The sequence below is a fragment of the Bdellovibrio sp. HCB-162 genome (assembly GCF_047344985.1).
In the GTDB taxonomy this organism is placed as follows: domain Bacteria; phylum Bdellovibrionota; class Bdellovibrionia; order Bdellovibrionales; family Bdellovibrionaceae; genus Bdellovibrio.
Window position 1 is genome coordinate 3,478,986 of the sequence record NZ_CP178861.1, and the last position, 24,592, is coordinate 3,503,577.

General features: G+C 44.1%; 25 protein-coding genes. 10 read left to right on the forward strand and 15 right to left on the reverse strand.

Annotated elements, in window-relative coordinates; all coding sequences use genetic code 11:
* Positions 1-31: 31 nt before the first annotated feature.
* Positions 32-349 (reverse strand): hypothetical protein, encoded by a 318-nt coding sequence (locus ACLSSO_RS16700; RefSeq protein ID WP_295900645.1) that lies wholly within the window; start codon positions 347-349, stop codon positions 32-34.
* Positions 350-451: 102 nt separating this feature from the next.
* On the reverse strand, positions 452-757 hold the full coding sequence (locus ACLSSO_RS16705) for a hypothetical protein (RefSeq protein WP_295900647.1): 306 nt from the start codon (positions 755-757) through the stop codon (positions 452-454).
* Between the two features lie 87 nt (positions 758-844).
* On the opposite strand from ACLSSO_RS16705, the gene ACLSSO_RS16710 reads away from it, so the two are divergent.
* Positions 845-1,705 carry a LysR family transcriptional regulator gene (locus tag ACLSSO_RS16710; protein WP_295900650.1) on the forward strand — a complete coding sequence of 287 codons (861 nt, stop codon included), beginning with the start codon at positions 845-847 and terminating at the stop codon, positions 1,703-1,705.
* Here ACLSSO_RS16710 and ACLSSO_RS16715 read toward each other — a convergent pair.
* Positions 1,678-2,820, reverse strand: a complete 1,143-nt coding sequence (locus tag ACLSSO_RS16715; protein WP_295900653.1) for an MFS transporter — start codon at positions 2,818-2,820, stop codon at positions 1,678-1,680. The two genes, ACLSSO_RS16710 and ACLSSO_RS16715, sit on opposite strands and share 28 nt — an antisense overlap.
* Positions 2,821-2,922: 102 nt before the next feature.
* On the opposite strand from ACLSSO_RS16715, the gene ACLSSO_RS16720 reads away from it, so the two are divergent.
* The gene (locus ACLSSO_RS16720; protein ID WP_295900655.1) at positions 2,923-3,792 is read left to right on the forward strand and encodes a LysR family transcriptional regulator; all 870 of its coding nucleotides are present in this window, start codon (positions 2,923-2,925) and stop codon (positions 3,790-3,792) included.
* On the opposite strand, the gene ung is transcribed toward ACLSSO_RS16720, so the two are convergent.
* A complete protein-coding gene (gene ung / locus ACLSSO_RS16725; protein ID WP_295900658.1) occupies positions 3,782-4,471 on the reverse strand; it encodes a uracil-DNA glycosylase in 690 nt (229 codons plus the stop codon). The two genes, ACLSSO_RS16720 and ung, sit on opposite strands and share 11 nt — an antisense overlap.
* Positions 4,472-4,618: 147 nt before the next feature.
* Between ung and ACLSSO_RS16730 the strand changes: the two genes are divergently transcribed.
* The 4 genes from ACLSSO_RS16730 to ACLSSO_RS16745 all read left to right on the forward strand — a co-directional run bounded on the left by ACLSSO_RS16730 (position 4,619) and on the right by ACLSSO_RS16745 (position 8,362).
* Positions 4,619-5,020 carry a hypothetical protein gene (locus ACLSSO_RS16730; RefSeq protein WP_295900661.1) on the forward strand — a complete coding sequence of 134 codons (402 nt, stop codon included), beginning with the start codon at positions 4,619-4,621 and terminating at the stop codon, positions 5,018-5,020.
* Between the two features lie 32 nt (positions 5,021-5,052).
* Positions 5,053-6,009: an aldo/keto reductase family protein gene (locus ACLSSO_RS16735; protein ID WP_295900664.1), complete on the forward strand. Its 957-nt coding sequence runs from the start codon at positions 5,053-5,055 to the stop codon at positions 6,007-6,009.
* A 31-nt stretch (positions 6,010-6,040) separates the two neighbouring features.
* Positions 6,041-6,877: a substrate-binding periplasmic protein gene (locus ACLSSO_RS16740; protein WP_413943483.1), complete on the forward strand. Its 837-nt coding sequence runs from the start codon at positions 6,041-6,043 to the stop codon at positions 6,875-6,877.
* A 159-nt stretch (positions 6,878-7,036) separates the two neighbouring features.
* Entirely contained in the window at positions 7,037-8,362 is a 1,326-nt protein-coding gene (locus ACLSSO_RS16745; RefSeq protein ID WP_295900670.1) for a hypothetical protein, read from the forward strand.
* A 326-nt stretch (positions 8,363-8,688) separates the two neighbouring features.
* On the opposite strand, the gene ACLSSO_RS16750 is transcribed toward ACLSSO_RS16745, so the two are convergent.
* Entirely contained in the window at positions 8,689-9,567 is an 879-nt protein-coding gene (locus ACLSSO_RS16750) for a M14 family zinc carboxypeptidase (protein WP_295900673.1), read from the reverse strand.
* Between the two features lie 177 nt (positions 9,568-9,744).
* Here ACLSSO_RS16750 and ACLSSO_RS16755 point away from each other — a divergent pair, with 177 nt between their 5' ends.
* Both ACLSSO_RS16755 and ACLSSO_RS16760 read left to right on the forward strand, forming a co-directional pair.
* On the forward strand, positions 9,745-9,969 hold the full coding sequence (locus tag ACLSSO_RS16755) for a hypothetical protein (RefSeq protein ID WP_295900675.1): 225 nt from the start codon (positions 9,745-9,747) through the stop codon (positions 9,967-9,969).
* Positions 9,970-10,080: 111 nt separating this feature from the next.
* Complete coding sequence (locus ACLSSO_RS16760) at positions 10,081-10,428, forward strand: hypothetical protein (protein WP_295900678.1); 348 nt, start codon at positions 10,081-10,083, stop codon at positions 10,426-10,428.
* Here the strand turns inward: ACLSSO_RS16760 and ACLSSO_RS16765 are convergent.
* Together ACLSSO_RS16765 and ACLSSO_RS16770 are read right to left on the reverse strand one after the other, a co-directional pair.
* A complete protein-coding gene (locus tag ACLSSO_RS16765) occupies positions 10,425-11,186 on the reverse strand; it encodes a hypothetical protein (RefSeq protein ID WP_295900681.1) in 762 nt (253 codons plus the stop codon). The two genes, ACLSSO_RS16760 and ACLSSO_RS16765, sit on opposite strands and share 4 nt — an antisense overlap.
* Positions 11,187-11,372: 186 nt before the next feature.
* Positions 11,373-11,735: a nuclear transport factor 2 family protein gene (locus ACLSSO_RS16770; protein ID WP_295900683.1), complete on the reverse strand. Its 363-nt coding sequence runs from the start codon at positions 11,733-11,735 to the stop codon at positions 11,373-11,375.
* A 150-nt stretch (positions 11,736-11,885) separates the two neighbouring features.
* On the opposite strand from ACLSSO_RS16770, the gene lexA reads away from it, so the two are divergent.
* Positions 11,886-12,608: a transcriptional repressor LexA gene (gene lexA, locus ACLSSO_RS16775; RefSeq protein ID WP_295900687.1), complete on the forward strand. Its 723-nt coding sequence runs from the start codon at positions 11,886-11,888 to the stop codon at positions 12,606-12,608.
* Between the two features lie 22 nt (positions 12,609-12,630).
* Complete coding sequence (locus ACLSSO_RS16780) at positions 12,631-13,164, forward strand: GAF domain-containing protein (protein ID WP_295900690.1); 534 nt, start codon at positions 12,631-12,633, stop codon at positions 13,162-13,164.
* On the opposite strand, the gene ACLSSO_RS16785 is transcribed toward ACLSSO_RS16780, so the two are convergent.
* The 8 genes from ACLSSO_RS16785 to ACLSSO_RS16820 all read right to left on the reverse strand — a co-directional run bounded on the left by ACLSSO_RS16785 (position 13,151) and on the right by ACLSSO_RS16820 (position 24,556).
* The gene (locus ACLSSO_RS16785) at positions 13,151-14,419 is read right to left on the reverse strand and encodes a hypothetical protein (protein ID WP_295900692.1); all 1,269 of its coding nucleotides are present in this window, start codon (positions 14,417-14,419) and stop codon (positions 13,151-13,153) included. The two genes, ACLSSO_RS16780 and ACLSSO_RS16785, sit on opposite strands and share 14 nt — an antisense overlap.
* On the reverse strand, positions 14,412-18,524 hold the full coding sequence (locus tag ACLSSO_RS16790; RefSeq protein ID WP_413943484.1) for a ComEA family DNA-binding protein: 4,113 nt from the start codon (positions 18,522-18,524) through the stop codon (positions 14,412-14,414). The genes ACLSSO_RS16785 and ACLSSO_RS16790 overlap by 8 nt, the downstream gene beginning before the upstream one ends.
* Positions 18,525-18,670: 146 nt before the next feature.
* Positions 18,671-19,654 (reverse strand): hypothetical protein, encoded by a 984-nt coding sequence (locus ACLSSO_RS16795; RefSeq protein WP_295900696.1) that lies wholly within the window; start codon positions 19,652-19,654, stop codon positions 18,671-18,673.
* Positions 19,651-20,730 (reverse strand): hypothetical protein, encoded by a 1,080-nt coding sequence (locus tag ACLSSO_RS16800; protein ID WP_295900699.1) that lies wholly within the window; start codon positions 20,728-20,730, stop codon positions 19,651-19,653. The genes ACLSSO_RS16795 and ACLSSO_RS16800 overlap by 4 nt, the downstream gene beginning before the upstream one ends.
* The gene (locus tag ACLSSO_RS16805; protein WP_295900702.1) at positions 20,727-21,563 is read right to left on the reverse strand and encodes a hypothetical protein; all 837 of its coding nucleotides are present in this window, start codon (positions 21,561-21,563) and stop codon (positions 20,727-20,729) included. Before ACLSSO_RS16805 ends, ACLSSO_RS16800 begins: the two co-directional genes overlap by 4 nt.
* The gene (locus ACLSSO_RS16810; RefSeq protein ID WP_295900704.1) at positions 21,557-23,176 is read right to left on the reverse strand and encodes a spermidine synthase; all 1,620 of its coding nucleotides are present in this window, start codon (positions 23,174-23,176) and stop codon (positions 21,557-21,559) included. Before ACLSSO_RS16810 ends, ACLSSO_RS16805 begins: the two co-directional genes overlap by 7 nt.
* The gene (locus ACLSSO_RS16815; protein ID WP_295900707.1) at positions 23,173-23,763 is read right to left on the reverse strand and encodes a hypothetical protein; all 591 of its coding nucleotides are present in this window, start codon (positions 23,761-23,763) and stop codon (positions 23,173-23,175) included. The genes ACLSSO_RS16810 and ACLSSO_RS16815 overlap by 4 nt, the downstream gene beginning before the upstream one ends.
* Positions 23,726-24,556, reverse strand: a complete 831-nt coding sequence (locus ACLSSO_RS16820; RefSeq protein ID WP_295900709.1) for a hypothetical protein — start codon at positions 24,554-24,556, stop codon at positions 23,726-23,728. The genes ACLSSO_RS16815 and ACLSSO_RS16820 overlap by 38 nt, the downstream gene beginning before the upstream one ends.
* Positions 24,557-24,592: the final 36 nt, after the last annotated feature.

The following is a 24,592-nucleotide window of genomic DNA, read 5'->3' on the forward strand; positions in this document are numbered from 1 at the left end:
TCCTTTGACGGAGACCAGTTTACAAAGAGGCTTATTTTACTTCAAGAATATTGAGCTGAGTCGCCTCTACCGTGACGCTCACGGGCTTTTTACCATTCAAACTTTCTTCAAGTTTCTTCTTATAGGCATCAAACTCTGCCACATCTCGTCGCAAATAATAGGATCCTGAGGTTTTCACAAAAAGGACCACAAGCCCCTCGTCGTCTTCACGCAATTTTTTAACCACATCATTCACGGATGTACGCTGTTGTTCAGCGCTGGCTGGTTTGCGGGCCTTTGAATGTGCCTCCGCTGAGTTCATTCCCATGGTGGCTGCCAAAGTCATTGCTGCTACAAGAATCCACTTCATGATTCACTCCTTTAAGGTTGAGATATATTCTTATCGGCGACGCCAGGCTCAGCTAGAGCCCGACCTTCGTCCATACCCTCAACGGTTCAAAGTGAGATCATTCTAATGGCACTGAATTTCTAATTTTCCCTGCGGAAGTGCAACTGTGAAGAAAAATGGACCTTCATTATTTTGCGTAAAGCTATAGCTGCCGGCTTTAATGCTCGTAAAATAAGAAAACTCCACCATCACAATTCTTACGTGAAAATTCTCCACATATTCATCGAATACATAACTTGCAAGATCAGCGTTCGGATGGACCACCGGTAAAAGCTCGACTTTGTTTCCATTCACTTCGCAAACTGGGTTGATTGAAGCCCATGTTTGTACTGAAAACGCCATTAAAAATGCCAACAACAAAAATTTCATACCGTCTCCTTGTGGTGCGCAAAATAATGCACCTCAATAAATTAGTAAAATTCATTATTTTAACTTTAAAAGTAAGTATTATTAATTATGGATTTAAATCTGACTCACCTTCGCTACTTCGTTTCAGCGGCAAAACTTGGCGGCCTTGCTGCCTCCGCAAAAGAAAATCACGTGACTCAATCTGCGGTGAGCCAGGGAATCCGCAAGTTAGAGGAGGCCTTAGGTTGCGATCTTCTTATTCATCAAAAAAACCGTTTTAAGCTGACTCAAGAAGGCGAGGCTCTGCTTTCAAAAGCTGAAAGCCTTTTTGTACAGGTCATGGAACTTAAGGAACATCTTCGAAGTACGGCGAATGAAATCAGTGGCGACGTTACTTTGGCAACTTCAGCCACCATTGCACAATTTGTTTTGCCTTCTGTGATTAAGAAAGCAAGGGACTCTCATCCCCTTCTTAAGCCTGTCATTCAAATTGGTGATGTCGCTTTTATTCTTAATGAAGTGAAAAAGGGCCGAGCCGAATTAGGCATCGTGATTGATGACGGAAATGTTCGCGATGTGGAAAAAAAACTTATTCAGGAGGGCGTTTTTTGCTGTGTTCAATCGAGCAGCCAGAAATATTCAGACAAAGCTCCATTTATGGCAACACGCGAAAGCCCCGGCGTTGAGGAATTAAAGAAAATTTATAAAAAGAAATTTTCAAAGCTTCCTGAAATTGCGGTGGAAGTGGAAAGCTGGGAAGCCATCATTGGTATGGTTCAGCAAGGTCTGGGCGTGGGCTTCGTTCCAGATTTGGTATTATCACAACATCAAAACATCAAAGAGGTCGCTCACCTTGCGGAACTCGGTCAGAAAATAAAATACAAAACTTACCTCATCCACAAAGGAGAGCATCAGCTCTCCCGCCAAGGAAAAGTTTTTTATCAAAAGCTTTTAAGCACTCTAGCCTGAGAACGTGTGGCAACAAAAACAACACAAAGAACAGAAGCCAAACAGCTTACCAGAAATACGGACGGATATCCTTTTTGAGCTGCGAGCCAACCAAAAAGGAAATTACTTCCTAAAAGCGAAAGATCCCAGAAAGCCGTGTACCAACCAAGCACATTGCCTTGGCGAGCAGGCTCCACACCGCGCACAGATTCAATCGCCAGCGCAGGATACATGAGTGCCAAACCAAGTCCGCCCAATAAAGATCCAAACACCGTCAAGAGCCAAAATGGAGACACAACCACACAGAGCATTCCCAATGCCGCTAACGATGCGGAACTTGCAGCCACACGCGAACTGCTGTAACGGTCAATCCAGTGTCCTCCGAAAACTCGCATAAGAACAAATCCCAAACCGTAAGCCACAACCATCCAGGCGCCATAATTCCAAGAGCGTGAAGAAAAATACAAAGCACCGAATGTAGAAACCGCAACGAAGCCTGTGGAAGCTAAGGCCAAAGTAAATCCGGGAGCCAAAGATTCTTTAGGAATCCATTCCACGGATTTATCTTCAGAAGAACCGAGAGGAATGCTTTCCTGGAAGAATGCAACAACACCGAAGATGGATGGCGGAAGAATGGCGGCAATCGCCACCGCTAAAAATCCCTGAACACTGTTAATAAATCCGCCAACCATGGGTCCTATCGTTGCACCCAACCATAAAGAAAGTCCGAAGAGGCTGACCAGTTTTCCTTTTTGCTCTTTAGGTGCTGTCGCAATCACCCAGGTCGTTCCAGCGGTAAAAGTAAAACCTTCGCCGAAGCCTTGCAGAAAACGAGCGACACCAAAGAGCACATCCGAAGCCGGAAGAAGAAAAAGAAGGCTGCCTAAAGCACAAAGACTCGTTCCAAATGCCAGCGTTCGCCAGATTCCAAATTTAGACGTCGCTCGCCCCACAAGAAGTCGTGACCCCACGGCCCCCGTCGGTTGCAAGCCCATAATAACGCCGACAGCGACATCTCCCAAACGAAGCTTTTCATGAATGAATAGCGGAAGAACCGGAATTAAAACTGCAATAGCGAAGAAAACTGAAAACGCAGCTGCAAAGACAAGCCAGAACTGCCACTTCCATTTGTTCATAAAAGAACCTCCACAAGATTTTCCTATTGTGGACCTTCTTTTTGATCTGGTAAAATGATTTATAAATATGGTCTTAATCATTTTTAATGATGAAAGGATTTTATGAACGCTTCAGATCTTCAAGTGTTTAAGGTTGTTGCCCACGAGGGAGGCATGACTAAAGCCGCCCAGGTCCTTAATACCGTTCAATCCAACATCACCGCTCGCATCCGCATTCTTGAAGAAGAACTTGGCGTTCCTCTTTTCTATCGCGACAAAAAAGGTGTGCGCCTAACCTCCGCTGGAGAACGCCTTATTCCTTATGCAGAAAAGATCCACGATCTCTTAGCTGAAGCCAAGGAAATCGTCGCACAGACAGACACTCCTCAAGGAGCTTTGCGCATTGGTTCCCCTGAAACAACGGCGGCTCTTCGTCTTTCAAATATTCTCTCAGACTATGGAAAAAAACATCACGACGTGGACCTGTCCCTAATCACGGGAACCACCGAGTTTCTTATTGAAAACGTTCTTGCAAGAAATCTGGAAGGAGCTTTTGTTTCTGGCGGTGTCGATGATCCGCTTTTAGCTTCGTTCCCCGTCTTTGAAGAAGAAATGGTTTTCTATATGCCGAAAACAGCCAAAGATCCGTTTTCATTTTTAAGAAATCAAAAAGCCAAAGTGTATGTCTTTTGCACGGGTTGTTCTTACCGCCGCCGTTTAGAAAAAATTCTGATTGAACACAACATCACGCAAGTGAAAGTTATGGAGATGGGTTCCTTTGACGGCATCTTAGCTTGTGTTGGTGCAGGATTAGGAATCACTCTTTTGCCAAAAGCCTTCAGCGAAGAAAAAACCTGGAAAGCTCGCTGGTCGCACAATATCGCAGTCTACGGATTAAAAAAATCAGCTGCGATTGTGCCCACTTATTTTATACGCCGGAAAGACACATTTCTTTCGCCCGCTTTAAAATCTTTTATGGAGATTATTTCGTAAGATCCCAATTGATCTCAGAGATTCCTTTAGAGCGTAGATACGCATTGGCCTTGGAAAAAGGTTTTGTTCCGAAGAACCCGCGGTGAGCTGATAAAGGTGATGGATGAACAGCCTCAATCACAAAATGTTTTTTGCGATCTACAAACGAGGCCTTCTTTTGCGCGTAAGAACCCCACAAAACAAAAACCAGATTCTCTTTTTGCTCATTGAGGACGTGGATGATTTTATCCGTAAACTCTTCCCATCCTTTGCCTTGATGAGCCGCCGCCTTCCCATCTTCCACAGTCAAAACAGCATTCAAAAGCAAAACACCTTGCTCTGCCCACTTGGTCAATGAGCCGCTTTTAGGAATTTGCGCTCCAACATCGGCTTGCAACTCTTTAAAAATATTTTGCAAAGAGGGTGGAAAACGAACGCCATCGCGCACAGAGAAACAAAGTCCATGAGCTTGTCCCGGACCGTGATAAGGGTCTTGTCCAACAATCACGACTTTGACTTTATCAAAGGGAGTCAGATTCATCGCTGCGAAATATTCTTCACCGCGAGGATAAATAGTTTTTCCTGCTTTGTATTCTTGCACAAGAAAGGCACGCAACTTCTTCATGCGTTCGCTTTCGAACTCATTTTGAAGACGCTCTTTCCAGGATAAATCTAACTTTACTTCGGGTTTTGTTTCCATCTCATCCTGACACACGACATAGGTCCAGGGAACGGATTCTAATGCAATCCTATTCGTTTTCAAATTATTTTTTGCTTCTTCCCTAACTTGACCAGACAAATTTAGACCCCATTGTTACAATAAGACTAGAGGAAAAGGAGGCCGCCTATGACGACTCTTCTAAATCCCACCATACAACTTATTGAACAAAACCCGGAAGTTAAGTCTTTTATATACCAGCAGATCTCCGAGTTTGAACCCTTTGTTACCCCACAAACCGTCGTTGCTGTCGTGGCAAGAGACCCTAAGAAACTTGCGCTTCAGTATGAAACAGATGGCAAGGAGTTTACAAGGGAAGGTCTCAAAAAGCTCTACCGTATAGCCATAGTCCTGAACGAAAGTGGGACGACTGTCGAAGCTGAAGGCGTCCACGAAGACATTTTTGAAGCAATCAAAGCAGCGAAAGATAATCTTCTGACGAAGCTTGTTGCGATTCAGGATTCTGTTATCAGCCAACAAGATCGGATCATTGAGATCAATCATTACTTGCAACATCCAGTTCTTCATTAAGATAATGGGGCTTCTTCCTAAAGGAGGCCCTCATGTTCAATCCAAATATGCCTTATCGCAGCGCCGGTCGCTGCGGTCTTAAACTCAGCTCGTTTTCTTTAGGCGGCTGGACGACCTTCGGCGGAACGGTGAAAGACTTCACATCCGTACGAAGCATCTTGCGTCTAGCCTATGAAACAGGAATCAATTTCTTCGATATCGCAGACATTTACGCCAAAGGTGAATCTGAAAGAATCATGGGAGCCGCACTCAAAGATTTTCCTCGTCATGAGTTGGTGGTTTCGTCCAAAGTCTTCTGGCCCATGAGCGATGACATCAACGACAAAGGTCTTTCTCGCAAACACATTCTTGAATCCGTAAACAAAAGTCTTCAGCGCATCGGCACTGATTATTTGGACATTTACTTTTGCCACCGCTATGACCCCGAAACTCCTGTTGAAGAAACCGTGCGTATTATGGACGACCTCATTCATCATGGAAAAATTCTGTACTGGGGCACGAGTGAATGGACAGGAGAACAAATTCAAGAAGCGATGGATGTGTGCGAGAAGGGTGGCTACTACAAGCCGCAAATCGAGCAACCGCAATACAGTCTGCTTGCTCGTGAAAAATTTGAAAAAGATGTTAGACCTAAAGCGAAGGAACACGGCATGGGCCTTGTGACATGGTCCCCGCTAGCTTCCGGAATGTTGACAGGAAAATACGACGAGGGGGTCAGCGAAGGGCGCCTTTCCCGTATTGATTGGTTGAAGGACACTTTTTATACCGACAAAAATGTACAAAGAGTGCGCGACATGAAAAAGATCGCCGATGCCTTAGAGTGCACGCGAGGACAATTGGCTTTGGCATGGTTGGCGGCCCAAGAAAATCTGACAAGTGTGATTCTTGGAGCCACGAGCATTGAACAACTCCAGGAGAATCTTGGCGCTATTAAAGTGAACATCACACCTGAGGTCGATAAAGAACTTAAAAAACTTTTCGCTTACTAGGAAGAACTGCTTGCTGATCAGGAATTGCTTTTTGTCTTTTTTGCTGTTGTTGGGATTTGCGAATTTTTCGCTAGCTACTCCTTTGGAACTCAAACGCGGCGAAAACTATTTTGTGATCGGCGTGGGAGAGTACGATTACCTTCCTCACACAGGCTTCGTGAATGGGCGCTTTGCCGGATTCGGCGAGGCCGTTCTTACCGCCTTTGCAAAAGCCAAAGGATACACCTTTGAATATAAAGCGGTCTCTATTCCCCGCATGTTTAAGGTTTTTTTGGAAGATGCCACAGTCGACTTCATGTATCCCAATAATGAATACTGGGATGCGGAACACCAACGCAAAAAGGGAGTTCTGTTCAGCTCACCAGTGGTCACCTACGTCGACGGTATCGTTGTCCGTCCCGAAAATAAAAAAATTTCTTTAGCTCAGTTAAAGTCCATTGGCATTATTAAAGGCTTTGATCCTATTCAGTACAAAGATTTGGTCAAAGAAAAGAAAATTAAAATGTACGAACACAGTGATGTCGTAGCACTCCTAAAAATGGTACTCAACAAAAGAGTCCAAGGAGCTTATCTCAACCCTCTGGTCGCCGCCTATTATTTGAAAACCCATGTAAAGTCCGATGAGATGCTTGTTCTTGCCGACAAATTACCTTTCATCAATTCTTCTTATTATTTCTCGACAATCAAATATTCCAAGGTGCTCGGAGAGTTCGATGAGTTTCTAAAAAAAGAGCGTTCGCTCATTCAAAAACTAAAAATTCGGTATGGCGTTCAAGACCCCTTCCTAAAAGACTCTAAAAAATACACGCCCCCTCTTGTCTCTGAAGAGACATCTTTCGTCACCGATCCGTTGTTCGCGGAAAAATAAAAAACGCCGCTCACTCTTAAAATAGTTAGCATTCATTTTCTATCTTTTTTGAAATTCATGTTCCGTCGGCCTCCTCATTGCATATCTTTTATGTCTGTTATTTAACTGTTTATGTTAACTCACAGTTGTTAGCTTTGCGCATCACACAAGGAGATATATATGAAAGCCCTCTCAGCCTTTTTAATTTTATGCGCCTCTACGCCTTCCGCCTATGCCGCTAGCACGACAACTTGGGACCTTAATAACCAAGATGCTTACTCTTGCTATGCACGCAATGGCGTCTATTCTGACGGCGTCTGTATTGATGCTTCAGCCTCTGCACATGTAGCTGCTATTTTGAGTAACGGCATTCGCAAAGGCGGCGGCAATGAAAGCTCAGTGGGAGACACTGTCGTTGAAGGAGATGTCAAAGTCACAAAGGCTTACGACAATCCTCACTTTCGAGAAATATTTATTTCTGTCAGCGCCATTCCTCGCGATGAAGTGTTGAACTACAATGAAAAGAATGAACAAAACTATCACAACTCCAATCGCTTGCGTGCGGATGGATTTGTCGATCGTCCGTGGATCTTAGCTAATATCGGTGCCAACATCGCTGTCACAAACTCTCAGGACGTCACTGTTCTCGCCGGAAGTTTTCCGGCCAGTGGTTTGGATCCTTTAAAAGGAAAACCAAGTCGTTACTATATGACAGCCCCTTACGGCATCATGGTTCGTTACGACAAAGGGATTCAAATGAACTATCAACTTAAAGAAGAGTTGGATCGCGTGATCCTGGCTTCTTTCAGTGTGATTGATGGCGATGGCCTTAAAGGTGAATCCAATATTGATCCCGCTGACTCGCGCGCGAATTCGTATCCGTCCTATGCGGGAACGATGGAGCTTCGAATCACCAATGCACTTCGCAAGGTTTTTGAAAAATCATCGCCTTATTTAAAAAACCATGACCTTTACATCGGAGTCACCGGAAGCCGCGGAGACACTGGGAGCTATGCAGGTCAAAAAAGATCTCAAGATGATCTAACAACGTACTTGGGTTATATGTTCACTTCAAAATATGGGCAAGCCGAAGTGCGCGTCTTCCGCTCTGACTTTAATCGCAATAAAGCTGGCAACGGCGATGGACGTCACGGCCCTCAAGTGGAATCCAGCGCTCAAGGTGTTGAAGTCGCCTATCGCGGTTTGGAATCGCGTCTTTGCACTTGGGATTTTTATTTGAACAAACATATCTTTGAAAACAACAGCCAGTATCCTGACGGAGAATTCACTTACGACAATGTCCGTGGTGTCAAAGGTTGGACGGCGGGAACAAGCTGCCGTAACTTCTGGGGCGTCGATAATTTGGATGTCGGTTTTGAATATGGAAACGTTGAATTAAAGAGCGCACCAGGAACAAAACTTTCCGGCGCCTATCCTCTAACATCGAACTTATTCAATCTGACGTTCACTTATCGCTTTGGTTTGCACAAAGCTTATCGAAAATAAGCAGCGCCAAGTGACAAATACATTTACCAAAGGCCGGGAGAAAATGCGGATTTTTTGCCTTCATTGAGAAGGTATTTGAGAGAGAGTTTTCTCATATAAATGTTGATGCCTTTTGGCACCCGGTGGTTTCTTTTTCGAAGAATGGGTTATACTGAGTTCGTAGAGAGAAACAAGAGATTCAGAAAAAGCGGAAAGATAGAAACGAGCTCTCAGGAAGATAGAAAGCGATGCTTAAGAGAAGTCTTAGATTCGCAATGTTTAGATTCTATGAGAGTCGTCCGAGACGGGACTTGATCGAATGATTGAGCCCCGTTTCCATTTTTAGATTAATGTTCTAATGCGACAGGAAGAAAGTTCGTCGGAGAAGAAGCGGTTGCGGCCTTCTCTTTTCCAGTCTCCAACTTCACAAGTGAACCGATAATGTCTTGCAACTTTTCAAACGGTTGCAAATTGGGCGGAAGATTTTCTTTAAGCTCCATTGTCAACACAGGCGTTTTTCTTTCAAGCCACATATAGCGGCCCAAGCTGCCCGGATAGTTTCCTAAAGACTTCCACGGAAGATAATCAAACTTTGGTGGCGGAGAAACTTTAGGCCCGTCGAAATCTAAAACCTTTAAAGGCGTATGTACCGACACCACGAAATCCGGTTGGAAATCTTCTAAATGGTGAAGAGCGCATTTTGTTTCAGGTTCACTCGCGGCTTCCGCACCGGGGAAACGACGTGGATTGGATTTTGTTGTGCGCTTCCAGTTTTCAATCGCTCCTGTTGTCCAATCTTTTGTTGGAAAGTTGCGATTGATATCAATCTTGTTCGCATTCGTGCGAGTTTTGTATTTCACACCGTCGGGATTTAGAACTGGAATCACACGCCATGAGTTGCGTGGATCAATGCCCTCAAGACGCTCCATCCAATAACGACCCACAGTTCCCGCTGGAGTTTCATCTCCATGGATCAAGCTGAATACCAAAACTTTTTTCGCACCTGGAGTCGCAGAGATTTTATCGTAGTGATAAATAGGTCGCCCTTCTGCACTGACACAGATAGAGTCGACTTTAACTTTTTCACAAGCTTGTTTGAGCATTTTGTCATCCCAAACACCCGGAAACTTTTTTAGATCGTTCATGCAGTCTTGTGGAACATTAGAAAAATCGGCTCGCGCCGATACGACTGACAAAAACATCAGACTTAATATTAATGTTTTCATATACCCCGTCTTCACATCCCTATTATCCCAGGTCTTTTGGAACTCTCAAGATGAGAAAAGAGCGATTCCTGCATTTTCTCTGCCCCAAGCTGAGAATCCTTACAAACTGACTAAAGTCTTAATGCCTTTCGTCCGTAATGTAAAGGGTGTGACCAATAGGACTCAGTGGGAGGATGTATGATGAACCGTGGTAGTTTTAGTTTCGTAGCGATGCTGGTGATAAATCCCATCGTGATACTGTTTTATCAGAATTGCTCGATGACCCCGGTAAGTTATGCGAAAAATACAACACCCCGTCCCGTCGTCTCAAGACAGATCGCCTCGGAAGCAAAACCTGTTGTTGCAGAGGTTGAAAAACCTGCTTGCCCTGAAAACAAAAAAGAATGCGCTAAAGCGGAATAATTAGATATTCATCTTGTGAATATCTGAATTCTTTCTATGCCTTTTACTTATCATAGAGTCCCTTGCTAGAACTGACTTGACGAAGCGTTAGTTCGAAACAAGGAGGCTTCTATGAAATCATTTATTCTTTCTCTTACATCATTCCTAGCTTTGGTAAGCTCTCCGGCTCATGCATTTATCTCTTCCCAAGAGGAAACCCTTCTTGTTGAAGCCATGAACCAAGTCAATCCAGCCCAAGTGCATGTGGAAAACATCCGCTGCTCTTTGCGCAATCGTATGTGCTTAGTCAAAATGGAAGTAGGAGCACACCAACGCCGTGCTGGCTGCATGATTGAGCGTATTAGCGATGCGGCAGATTTGTATACGGAGAATGTAGATAAGGCGACAGGAAAGACTGTTGTCTCTTTGTCGCCTTATACTCAGGATTCTTTAGATCGTTGTGTCAGTCAGGTTCTTTAGTTTTGTGATTCAAGCATCGGGTTCACGCGCGCCTTGAAAGTCTTTTTGAAAGTTTTCAAGACCGTGAATCCACGCTTGGCGCGAATCTCTTTGGCTTTTTCCTCAGACACAGATTCGTATTTGAAAGTGTTGGATGGATTTGAAAGTCCTAATTTCGTAAATGCATTCTTAGCGTCTTTATCACTCTCAGTTCCTGTGAAAAATGCAAAATAATCCTCACCCACATCAATGTAACCTTCGTCGTAGTCGCCGATGATCACATAACCGTCATGAGTTTGTCCTGTTGGCAAAGCCACGCCGACAAGTTCAGGAATGTAGATCACGTCTCCTAAAGCGTGCGCTAAAGGATCTCCAGACACCGTGAAGTATGGAATCAAACAAGTCAGTCCCGCCACTCCATCAGAAACTTTTCCGAAGCCGTAACCATAACCGCATTTTTTGAGATCTGTTTTATTGAAATAAGACTGATTTTTTTCGGCGTCATATTTGTGATAAGAGATGCCAATGCGCTTTCCGCTGGCGTCTTCAATCAAGCAAGATCCTTCGATCATGCAAGCGCGATATTGTTTGGCACAAAGCCGAGTAAGAACCTTACCCTCTGCTGTGATCACCTTTCTAAGGTCGCGCGCTTCACAGTGCATCTCAGAAGTTTTAATCAAACTTGTATGATAGGTCGATGTACTTGCCGACGTTTGCAGGCTTTGCGCCAACGCCAAGGAACTTCCCAACAAAGTAATCAACACCAGACTGAGTCTCATAAGGTCTCCCATAAAAATGAAATGAGGCTTAACGGAAAACCCTTTTGCTATAAGTGTTCCAGGGAATGCGTGGTTTTATTGGATTTATAGCGGTGAAGAGATGTCTAGATTTCTCATTAAGAGACATTTTTGGGCGTCACGATAAGGCCTCCGTGATTGCTTCGAAGGCCTCTGCCCTATCCGCGATTATTGATAGAAAAACTCTTCCTTAACGATCTTATCGTCTTTTACCGTGTAAAGAGCGATCTCTTCCATCTTCGAACGCTTGCCGGTTTTCTTGTTTGTGACGTCGTAGTTGTAGTGAACCGTAAAGCGGTCCCCGTGCACCATGGGTTCCGAGACCGAGCCGCCATGGTATTCCATATTATCGAGCCACCATTGATTCTTTTTGCGAACTCCTTCGAGACCTTTGATTTCGCGCGGAGCCTCGGGCATATCGACCGCCTCAATACTTTGAATATCTTTTGAGTAGAGTTTTTCTAGAGCATCCAGGTTTTTGCCTTGGCGACAGAATTCAACCAACTTTTTTGCAACGTCCGTTGTAGACATGGGACCTCCTTTTTAGATGAGAGGATTATCGAAGCACGGAAAAGGGATGTCAGTATGACTTCCCACAGCGGAGAAACTGGACCTTCTAAAATATTTTAAAAAAGGCTATTGACTTACACATTATTTACACTGTAATTTCATATGTAAGTTATGACAAAGAAATTGCCCCTCCCACCACTGACACCCAAAGAAAAATCGGTCCTCGAGTTTATCGAGAGCCATATCTTAAGTTCAGGAGTTTCTCCGTCATATCAAGAAATTAAGGATCACTTCGGTCTGGCTTCGTTTAATTCGGTTCAGAATTATCTGAAGCAGTTAACTAACAAGGGATATATCGAAAATCCTTTGGGCCAGAAAAGAGCGATCCAGGTGCTGCACTCGGCTTCAACAATCCAAGAGCAGCTCCAATCAAAATCAGTCTCGACGAAGACAGGGTCTCCTCGCTCTCAGCTCCTCCAGGCTCGTGACGAGATCCTGTCCCTTCCCCTTCTTGGGAAAGTAGCGGCGGGTCAACCTATTGAAGCTCTAAAACACGACGAGTTCGTGGATGTTCCTCCTTCCATGGTTAGAAATCCTTCCAAGTCCTTTGCGCTAAAAGTGCAAGGCGATTCCATGATCGAAGACGGCATCTTTGATGAAGACATTATCCTTGTGCAAAAACAAGAGTCCGCAAGCAATGGCGATATTATAGTGGCCACTGTTGATAACGAAGCCACGGTAAAACGTCTCTATTTGCGTGCGCGTCCTGACAGTGGCTCTAACGAAAAAATGGTGGAGCTTCGCCCGTCCAACTCAACAATGAAATCCATGTGGTATTCTCCTGAAGAAGTTTCCATTCGTGGAATTGTTGTGGGACTTATTCGCAAGTTCTAAGATTTTGTGATACCTCTAGCGCATGCAAACGACACATGCGCGAATCAGCTATAACGATAAATCTAAATTTTATAAAGAACTTCAATCGGAAGCCGCTGGCATTCTTGAAAAGGAATGGTTCGTCAATCTTGCGAATATTTCAGCGCTGCTCAATCAACATCTTCCTGACATCAATTGGGTTGGATTTTATCTTTTGCATAAAAACGAACTGCTTTTAAGTTCTTTCCAAGGACTTCCTGCGTGCACGCGCATTGCTCTTGGAAGAGGAGTTTGTGGAACTGCTGCAAAGACTTTGCAAACGCAGCTGGTTCCTGATGTCGATCAATTCCCGGGACATATTGCTTGTGATGCCGCTTCTCGATCAGAGATCGTGATTCCTTTGATTCACAACGGAAAGTTATTAGGTGTTTTAGATATCGATGCGCCGATTTTGAATCGCTTCGACGATGTCGATAAAGCGGGTCTGGAAAAGATTGTGGATATTGTTTTAAAGGGCACTGAGTGGCCTGAGGCGTTTATCGCCTCAGGAAACACCGTCACGTCTAATCATGAATGAAAAAACCAATACGACCATTTGGATTGTTGGCAGCGCCAGGCCACCAGTCAATTTTAGTCGTGTATTGAGCTAAGTAGCTCGCTTCACCCGCCATACTTTGCACAGGCTTGTAAACCCCATTAGCTTCTTCATGCTGATGCGTTGACGTTTCTGGAACCACCAAAGACACGTGCCCAGAGCGATTGACATCTCGTCGTTGCGTTATAATCGCGCAAACTTTTCCGCTATTGGCAGCCTCTTGAAGTTCCTTGGCACTTGCGTATCTGTTTGCACTTTCATTTGCGTCGTTGGGATCTCCGACATAAACGGTTCTCCAACCAAAGAGATGAGAATAAGTGGTAAACCAATTATAAATATCGTTAGCGCGAAGCTCTCGAGCTTCTAACCACACATCCGTTCCTCCGGATGAATAACTTAATTGCGCTTTTAATAACTTTCCACCCAGCAGTTGATCGGCGACCTCTTTATTTTTTGCAGCATTTCGAGCGGCATCAATCCACCAGACGCGGGGAAAATAAACTCCTGCAAGATAGCAATAATCGAAACCGTAAACATTGCAGAATGTTGTATTCCCAGTTGGCGTGTACCTTGCCGAATTTGCAACATCTAAATAGCGAATGATCTCATCAAGCTTCGCAAGTTTTTCTTCCACACTCGAAAAGAGATTTCTGCGAGGCGCTCCAGCCGCTGTTTCAGATAAATTCAGAGGATAAGCTTGATAACTGCTGCTAGTCCTTGTTCCTTTGTTTTTATCCATATTGCAAATCCAGTTCACAACACGCAAATTAGTGGAAAGCTGTCCCACCGGAAAAATAGCGCCATAGAAGGAAAAGCCACCTTCAGGCTCATTGAGATTAAAATAGTTCACTCCATCTGCGACACCGGGAGATAAAGTGAATTCCTGCTCTTGGAGATTCGCAGCTTCATCAAACTCATGACCCCAATAGATTTTTACCGTTTCCCGGTCTTCATTCACCTCTGTGACAAGGCCCATTCGATTTTCTGAAGAACCTTCCCAAACTAAAACCGTCCCAACACTGGGAAGATAATCAATAGGACCTTCGTGAACTGTGACAACATTGGCCGACTGAATGGAATCAAAAATTTTCGTCGCAGTCAGCTCCGACATTTTATCTTCAATTTCCAAATACACATCCGTGTACTTAAATTCGACCAAGTTGTTTAAATTCACTCGGGCCTGCGAAGCCATGGATAGCCATGATTCAGATAGATATTTTAAAACACTGTTAGACATCACTGCCTCCACGAACGGCGTCTACAAGATCGGCTCCCCAAGAATCAGGTGCCACTGTTGAATCGTTAGTCATGCCACTGACAACGGATGCCATGTAATCATTCTGCGATGTCGCAGATGCCTCCGCAGCGTTTGTGCTTGTTGTTGCTGTCACCTCTGCTTCCAAAGTTGATCCATCTGTATTTTTCACAGAGATAGAACCACCTTTTGCAGCCACTGCCTGAACTGCTGAAGTCTGGGCTTCTGACATTTTTTTCGACGCTTCATCAGGTGTCGAAGATTTGCTTGAAGTCGCTCCCGCACCAATCGCACTGTTAATAGCTTTCTGAGTGAGCTCATTAGCCTGTTCTTCCGTGATAAGACCTTTAGATTTAGAGTCTTCAATTTTGTCGATGACTCGGTCCATATCCTTCGACATTTTTCCCTGCAACGCCAACTTCGTCAGATCCGCAGCTTGACCCGCATAGTATTGAGCCGAGTTGTAAGCAGAATCCAAAGCTTTGATGGCATTGGCTTGGTTCGCAGCAAGACCTGTTAAGTCTCGGAACGCATCTGATTTTCCAACCAAAGACAATGCTGATGTCAGACCCTGTGGATCCGGAGCGCTCGGGCTGTTTTGAATGTTGATAATCGGGTTCGGGAATGATGAAGACGTCATGTTACCCAACGTCTGACTGCGTGAAGCATTTGGATCAACACTGCCAATAGCCGTCGGACTGTCTGGAATTGGAGATTGCTCCCAACGCCAGAAACGATCTTCTTCAATTTTTTCACAACTGTTGCAGCTTCCCATCACCGCCTCAGCAAAAACTCCTTTTGTCGGAACAGTGACAGTCACGGGATCTGGGTCATTCGTACGATAGAGTTCCAAAAGATCGACCACTTTTCCGGTGCTATCGACTGGATACCTAAATGTCGGATTTATGTATTGACCGGGAGCCACTGGCATAATCAAGCAGTTGCCAACAACACCGATAACTTTATTATCGACGACGCTCGCGACGCTGCGACCGTTCACACCATTTCCAGTACAAACAATTCCATCCAAGAGCATAAAGCGGCGCTCTGGAGACATTCTTACCCAAATAGCTTTGTGATAAAGCTCAATATTCGCATTCAGGTGATCAATCAAATTGTTGCAAAGAGTGACGTCTTCATCTTTGGGATTGTGTTTTTCTTTAAGACTGAGTGGCGTGTATATCCAAACATCGTCAGCCGTAGTAATATCATTGTTAACACTTGTATCCGAAACAAGCCACCCGTCGAAATGCTCCGTCGAATATCCAATCTTCGCCGATTTCACAATGACACTGCTGCCACTTGGAAGAAGATAAGACGCCGGAACTAAGCTTGAAAACAGATTGTAAGCATCAGGGAACAGCGTCTTAAATGCAGATAAAGAATCTTTTTCAAACTGAGCGCTCAATCGCAACTGACTGATAGAATCTCTTGTGATTTGCGGCATGTTTCCTGTGCTGCGAATAGAAACTTTCAAATCCACCTTATTGCGGAATTCTGAAACCAGAGTGCAATCGATAGGAATCTCTGTGCTTCTTCCGTCTTTATCGACAGCATAAAGTTTGAGCTTATTAACAAACTCCTGCGCGATTTTCATTCCGTATTCGCTTGCGAAATAATCGTCCAAAGCACTTTGTTGTGCCTTGTATCTATTGTAAAAGGCACTTGCCGATGTGTACGGCATCAACAAAGAAGACCAAAGCCAATTGCTCGCAACAAATTCATCCGTAGAACTATTCGCAGGACACCCCAATCTGAATGAAAGAGTGATATCTCCTTTTAAATTCAGAATCTGTTCTTCGCAGTATTTGCCATTAGGGAAATTCGCGTGTTCCCAATTGTCCAAATAACGTTTGATCGCAGCGAATCCTTTTCTATATTGAGGCAAATAAACACTGCGACTTAAAATATCAGACCAGCGATCTGCTTTGTAGATGTCAAAAGGTTTCATTTCCAGAGGCACAAACAAGCATTCCTGAACTCCGACCAATTTTTGATAAACTTTAAAATGTCGAAGGACTTCGAAATATTGCATGGTCATGGAATGACAGTGATTATAGTTTGCCACGGTTTCGCTAGTGACCTGGAATTTCTCGCCATCTGAAACAGTTTGAATCACCGTGCTGCGCTGATTGCGAACCGCCGAAGCAGATTGACTTGTTTTATCCAACAAAGACTGATGCGTGGAACCTGTCGTCTCCCGGAAAGAATCCTGACTGGCTGTGGAAGAAGCTTTGGAACTTCCACCGGAAGCTCCGACAACGGCTCCAAAAGCAACACCGTAAAAACCTGCAACACCCGCTCCGCCACCAGCAGAAAAAGAACTGCTTTTGGCTGAAGAACTGGCGTCAATAGACTCTGATAGAGTGGCATTGACGATTTCATTGATGTCTCTGTCTCTTGTTATCTCCGCATCCAGTCTTTCACTGTAAGATAAACTGTCATCTCGTAAAGCGGACGTCTTATGTTCCCAATCATAGACGACGATTTGTTTCTTTTGCCCCGGCGCCAGTGGAAGACTGTATAAAAGATCACCGATGGAATATCCATCCGCCGTCCACATTTGTTTGAACTGAAGAAGATGGCCGTGAGCAATTTCAGTCGCCTGATAAATCGTTGGATCTTCATCCCAATCCACCACGTGGTTATCATCCAGTTTCGTGCGTCCGCCATAATCTGTAACAGAGCGGTCCACTAAGACACGAAGTTTACTTCTTTCATTGAGATGAAGAAGTTCTTGAATATCCGAAGACTTCAGTGATTTCTTTTTTAACATGTATGAAGAAAGAACATCTTTATTGATCGTGTAATTGTTCAGCATGGAAATTGCCGAAGAATCATCAATAAGCTCTTTTGTTGAAGAACTCTCATTCCCGTAAAGAAGTTTGTAGGAATTTAGAAAACCAGGTAAAAGCCATGGCATATCGCCAATGATATCGCGAACCTTTACGTCTGGAGCGTCCGTCAGTGTAAGACCCTTGACCTTAGGTTCCGTGATACGTACGGCCGTGTAGTAAGAGAATTCTTCTAAAATCTGCTTGTCTCGATGAAAATCAAGATTGCAACCGCAGTCCTCGTTTTCCTCAGCCGCTTCATAATCCAGAACAAGAATCAGTTTTTCAGGAAAGTTATCCGTTTCGGAGTCTGTAAGCTTGATATCAACTTTAAATCCGCCTTTCAGTCCAATGAGAGCATAAGCACCTGCAAATTGACCGCTCACATACGGAATAGTGAAATATCCCAAGCTGTCAGTTTCTGCGTACCCGGAAATAATATAATCGCTGCTTGTTGGATTCTCCGTTGTCGACGTGTAGATGACCACCAGAGCATTCGACATTTTTTCGACATTGTTAGAATCAAGGACCCTACCCTGGATATACTTCGGCATTTGTGAAAACAGATCTATGGAAACAGGCTGGGTCAAAGCCAACGGTGTCGCATTTTCAGGTTTGAGCGACATTTCTGCATTCTGAAACTGCCGCTCTGTAAAAATTGTTCTTGCTGTCTGCGAGCCGTTCGGTAACTTCGCGTATACGACCAAGCCTTTGTCTAAAAGAACCGGATAAGTCTCGACAATCGAAATTTTAAACTTTTGATAACTATAATCCGGCTGAGCATTCACAGAGCGCACAACCACCAGATCATTCATTGCGACGCTGTACTCAACGACGACACTAATATCCGCAGAGTCAAAATCCGTTTTATTTTCAACAGCAATCTCGCTGGAATACGTGAACATCGTGACTTTGGGAATATCAACAATATCCGGCAACGACGGTTTATTTTCGGAAGTGGAACCTGTCCCCGATTTTACGGATTCGTTGATCCCCGCAATTCCCGGAATGATTTTGTCCATGATAAGACCACCAACTCCCTCGGTGATTTTCTTTTCAGAAAACGAAAAGTTCTTTCCTAACTCTGTGATGAGATCTTGAGACAAACCTGCCACTGAAGAGAGTGAGCCCTTGTTTGTAAACGATCCTTTTTTTGTGCGTGTTTCTAAAATTTCCGTCGCAGTTTCAGAGTTGATACCAGGAATTCTTAGAAGATCTTCATACGTCGCCTTGTTGATACTCTTGATGCTCATAACCATCCTACTTCGAAGTGCTAAACAAAATTTTTTATGAAAACAATTTTCAGCTTAAGTGATGTCAAAAGTCGATAAAGCCTCATAAAAATTCTGCAGCATTGGACTATCGGTCCTATTTATTACAAAAAACTTAAGACGAAGGTCTAAGAAAGGACCTTTGCAGAATAGACTTGCGGACTCTCTGGGTGCGTTTTTTTCCACAGAAAGGCGTCAAAATAGTAGTGACAAAAAAGAGGTGTGAGATAGAGCGCGACCAACGGTGAAAGGGTCACGCTTGTTAAATCTAAATAATATTCTTCAAAAACTCCTTCAAGACTCCCGAACAACAATGCTGTCATCAACACAACAGCTGTGCCGAATTGTAAATTACTAAAACGTTTTTGTGTTCTGGATAGAGCCAACGACATCAGCGCAAAGTAAGAAACGCCGTGGGCAATCACGAGGGGAAAAACGATTTCAGCGGCCGTTCGACCGCATAAAAAACAGACTCCATAAAGGACCGTAGGAAATACTGCCGATAGAACACGATTCCATTCCCTGTTTTTTTTGAGTCGCAGAGTTTCAAATACCAACCATAATGTGACTCCGATAAAATAGAAAACCAAAAGAGTTTTGTAGATATCTTCATTCGGGAAACGAAAGATGTCTTGGTCTGAATAATCATAATTCCAGACAGGGCCCGTGCGAAAATGCGCGATGAGAAATGGCATGAAGCAATTAAAGTACAAAAGATAATCCGCCCACTTTACGTAATTTCCGTTCAGACGCTGATACCATTTGTGAATACCAAAGAACTGACGAACGTTGTGAAAGATGGTGGCATAAATAATACAAGCCGCAAGACCCGGTATTTGAAAATAACCCCATACCCAAAATAGCAAAAAGAAAAACAGCGGAGCATACACGTAGGCCTGACGGCGGCGACGTTCTTCGGGGTTTAAATAAGTTCGCCACAGAGTTGTATAAACATGTCCTGAATCAAAAAATTGCAAGGCGACGAAGGTGTAAATCCAGAACGCCGTAGTTGGCGACGGTCTAAGAATAAAAAAACTAAGTAGCAATGCCGCTAGTCCCGGAAAATAAAGCCACAAAACATCTTTGCGGAAAGATCCTAAAATCCACGTCATGCTTTTTCACCCTCGAGTTCCTGTCGTGGGTGCCCCCATGACGCCGCTCTGACAAACAGGCGTGCTGCCACCTCGGTTACAGGCAGGATGGATAAAGTGAAAACAGTGTAAACGACCGGATGAGCGGTAAAATCGTCAGAAAAAAATGATCCTATAAATAAATACAAAAGCTGCGTTAAATAACAAAGACCAAAGTGCGTAGAAAGTTTTAAACCGCTGAGCCAACGTACGAAAACAAATCCATGAAGCTTTTCGTTCAAAGACTCAATCAACGACAACCTGATAAAGAAGAAAATCCAAAGCAGATGTGACCACCACACGATAGGTTCTTGCCTAAAGACGAAACAATAGAAATTTTGGTTCAGAGGAACAGAGTAAAAAGCTCCCCAATAAAAAAGACTTCCGAATAAAGCGGGCAACCAAAAGAAGATTTCATTTTTCAAAAACCCCTTCTTCAACTCTGGCTGCAGTGATGACTTCGATAAAGAACCAAGATAAAAACAAAACCACGTCAGGCCGATCCAAGGAAGCAAAGCCCAACCGCCTCGCCCTTCATTGTCGCACACTCCAAAAAGAATGGAGCGAACCACAAGAGGAACGCTTTCATTTTCTGCTAAAAGAAAAAATGGAATCCACGTTAAAAAGAATCCAAAGACCCCGAGAGCTTTTAAAACTTTTGGATAGCGCTGCGCCACCAGGACTGAAGCGATCGAGACAATCAAAAACTCGTAGATGTCCCACTCCCAAAAAATGCCGGAGAAAAAACCTCCAAAACCAGTGAAGAGCAGAAAAAGCGTTCCGGCGCCAAGCAACACTCCCAATCGACGCGTTTTTTCCGTCGAAAGATTTTGCCGACCGAAAAGAAAGAACGACAAAATGACGATGCTAAATCCTGAAAATGAAAATGGCTTGCAGATTTCAACAATGAAATCAAACAAGGTGCCTTGATGAAGACTTACGTTGTAAGGTTCCGCGTAAGTATCTGTGTAAACCTGACTGATGGCGTGATACTGCACAATCGGGATGAACGACAGCAGTCTCACAATATCAATAAGGTGCAGCCGTTTTTTATTCATGGGTAATAAAGCTCCATATCTTCGGGGGACCGATAGAGCATTGAATCCGCTGGCATGTTAAATTCACTTAAAATGGCATCAGCTAGAACGGCGATGGGTCCTTTCATAAAGCGATCGTCAAAAGAACGAAGCTCTAAAATTCGCGCCTCCCTTTTACTATCCGCAATAACATCTACCGTCTGCATCACGCGCGAGGAAAAGATCACTTCGTGCTTTAGTTCCTCTGGATTCGTTTTGTAAGAGACAAAAAACTTTTCGGCCGTTTGTTTATTATTGCGATAGAAAACTCCGCGCAAAGCCTTTTCCTCATAAAGTTCGGGATGAGGAATAGATGTTTTTATGTCAGAAAGAGATTCTTTATAGTAAACCGCAAAGACATTTTCATCGAGGTTCCACTCCAACCACAAAAGATCGGACGCCTTTTTTCCTTTTAAGAAATGAATACTTCTTTTACGCAAAATGGCTTCCGCCATTTTTTCGGCCTCGCCGGTCCAAACCGTGGGGCCCATGGCCAGCCGACGGGTCTTGAGTTTGCCGTTGTTAGAAGAAACCGTCAGACGAAAATAATTCCAGGTGGAGTTTGGTGAAACCTGGTAACCCCAATCGGACATGTGCTCAAGACAGTATTGGATATACTTGCGTTCTTCAGGCGAAAGTTTTTCTAAAATCGGTGCTCCTGTTTTCTGTTCGTACCACTGCAAGAGGCGACTGAGCACAAGCTTGTAATAACCCGGCGCGGATGGGTCCATGTACATAGAGATCGGCACCGCTACAACCTGACAGCCTAGCAAAAGACAAAATGCCATAAGAAGACGCTGAAGATATTTTACCATCGGAACCTCTTCGGACGGTAAATGCTATTCACGTTCTTCTCGGAAACTTCCGCTTTGCTTGTGACAGAAGTTAAGATCGTCAAATTTAACAGCGTCGCGTTTGATAACCATGGCGACAACGAATCGTAATTGAACACCGGCTTCTCTGACTTCTTTGAAACAAACATGAAAGCCTCAATAGGTCCATAAACTACAGCGTTATTAAAACCAGCCGCGCGCAGAGAACTCAGTACAATATCTTGAGGAGCAGGACGAGGTCTTTTGTCAGCAGCGTTGATTCCTCGCCAAATCGGCACATCGGCCACAAAAAATCCCTGAGGAGAAATCACAGCACTTAAGGACGAATAAAATTCGACACTAAAAAGCTTACCCAGCTCATAGCTGACCGGAAATGGAAAATCTACGAAGACACCATCAAAGACTTTTTTCGTTCTGCGAATATAATTAAAGGCGTCGCCAATAATCACTTCCACACGCGGATCGTAAAGAGATCCACGATTGAGCTCTTTGATATCCTTATGCTCTCTTGCCAGACGAATCATAAAAGGATCTAACTCAACGAGAATGATTTTTTCGATGTCGGTATGCTTTAATAATTCCGCAACCAACAGGCCGTCACCAGCCCCTAAGACAAGCACCTCTTTAGGATGAGTGTTGGAAAGATTAATAGCACCTTCAACCATAGACTCGTGGTAAGTTCGCTGGGTAAGACGGCTAAACTGAGGTTGCATGTTTAAATAAAGAGAAAAGTCACCCGTGTCTTCGCCAGACTTCATAAATTTATCAGGAATCGTATCTATAATCTGATAAGGAGTGACGTAGCGGTCTACATCAGTGAAGTCCTCCATATAGAGGAAAAAGTTTTTCACTGCGTTCCAGGAAATTTCCGGCACTCGTGTTTCCGAATAAAAACTTTTGATATAAGCCTGCTCAACGACATCCGTGTATTTCAATGTCAGAGAAGCGCTCACAAAGAAAAGGACCGACGCCCCTATCGTGGCTCCCCATCTCCAGACAGCTTTTTGTGCTCCAAAAGCAATAATAACAGTCGCGATAAAATTTAATATGGCAACTAAGACAGAACTTCGCGCTAAATCCAAAACGGGAATAAGATAAAGCGAGACAGCAAATGATCCCACCAAGGCACCCAGATAATTAATTCCTAAAATGCGATTAAAGGAATTTTCACCCGTCTTTTTTTCGTGAAGCTTGATAAGCAAAGGCAGCTCCATGCCCGTTAAAAAACCCACGAGCAAAGTGCAACCTTGTAAAAGAAAAACTTTTTCTGATCCCTGTCCCCACCCCGTCCAAAAAGGCAGGTAGTGATATAAAAACACAGATAAAAATGTGTAAGACAAATATAGAAGAGGTACGAGAAGAAGTCCCACCAAAGCCAGGGCTATTTCCAACGCAAACAGGGCGTGGCGTTCGTTTTTCTTTTTTAAAAGCCCCACGGCCTGAGAGCCCAGTCCCATCGCGACTAAATAAAAACCCAACGTGATGGACTGACTTAAGATTTCATCATTGGAAAACTGCATGAGCACGCGAGCAATCACAAATTGATAGCTGATACTGCAAAAAGAAAGAAGAAAGGAAAGGAGGTAGATAGTCATGTCTTCACCTCCGATTTTGCAAGTATATAAAAGAACGCGATGGCGTTTAAAACCGCGCAAAAATAAAGACTGTTCGCTACGCCCCACAGTGGCAAAAGGACCAACGGAAAAATCAAAGTCCCCAGAAACATTCCGAAATAATCCCAAGCGAGAATAAAAGATTTACGGTTCGTCGGCACATTATCCATGAGATAGGGCAACTCAAAACCCGAGATCAATCCTGCGGCAATGACAGGAAGATAACTTAAAATTTCAGCCGCAAAATAAAAAGACTCGGGAAAATTCTTTGGATCCGTCGCCATGATCCACCATGGTCCCGCAATTCCGACAACAACAAGAGAGATTTGCAAATATGGCAGAGCGATCTTCCAGCGATCATACAATAAAGAAGACACACCGAGAGTGAGAGTGAAAAGTCCTATCGTTGTGGCATAGCGAAGAGCTGTGTTACCCAATGTCGCCGAAAGCATTTGCGCAAAACTAAGCTCATAGACAACACCGACGAATGCCAACAAAAAAGAAAATAGCTGTCGCTCGATATAATTAAAGTTAAGGATTCGCTTTAATCTGGTTGTAGATGGCATCATACTTGTCTTCGTTGTTATCGATGTAAGAAGTCGGGCCAGAAAGAACAGCAAGGTAAGTTCCTTGGCCATCCTCTCGTTGAACGAGCGCCACTGTCAAAGTATTGCTTCCCAACTGCATCGACCAAAGATAAGGAGGCTTCAACCCGCTTCCGGACTGTGCGGGCGGGCGGTCTGCCGAACTCTCAGAAATATTATCTATAATAGCTGATTTAAATCCGGGAATGGCAGAACCATACTCTTCCAAAAAGCCCTGCAATTCTGTGGGACCGTAGGTTCCTGCTTTCGCCATTAAACTGAGGTTCACTTGTGTTTGAGTGTTGTAACCATGAATGGCGGCAACACCGTCTTCAATGTCCAGCGGCCGATAGTTCAAATCGTTGGGATACGGAACCGCAAGATGCGACTCTGAAGTAAAATTATTTTTTGCCTGTTCCGAAGCCACCTGAATAGGATCTGGAAGAGGTTGATTGCCGGGTAATGAAGAGGGATCGTCCTCATCATCTTCGTCATCGTCGTCACCTTTTTGTGTGTCGCCGCCAGAGCCACGACCGGGTTTTGAAGCAGAACTTCCCCCGCCGCCGCCATTTTTATTTCCCGATTTTTTTCCTCCATCATCAGAGCCACCGCCACCGGCGCCAGCCCCTCCTCCACCACCGCCTGCACCGCCGCGTCCACTTCCTCCTCCTGAAATATCAGCGGCAGAAGAGCTCGACGAAAGAGAAGAAGACTTTGATGCCGTTTCAAAACCTAGAAAATCAGCAACTCGGGAGTAAACTGTTTCGAAGAAACTCATTTGTGAATGTGAAGATGAATTTGAAGAAGGGGACCA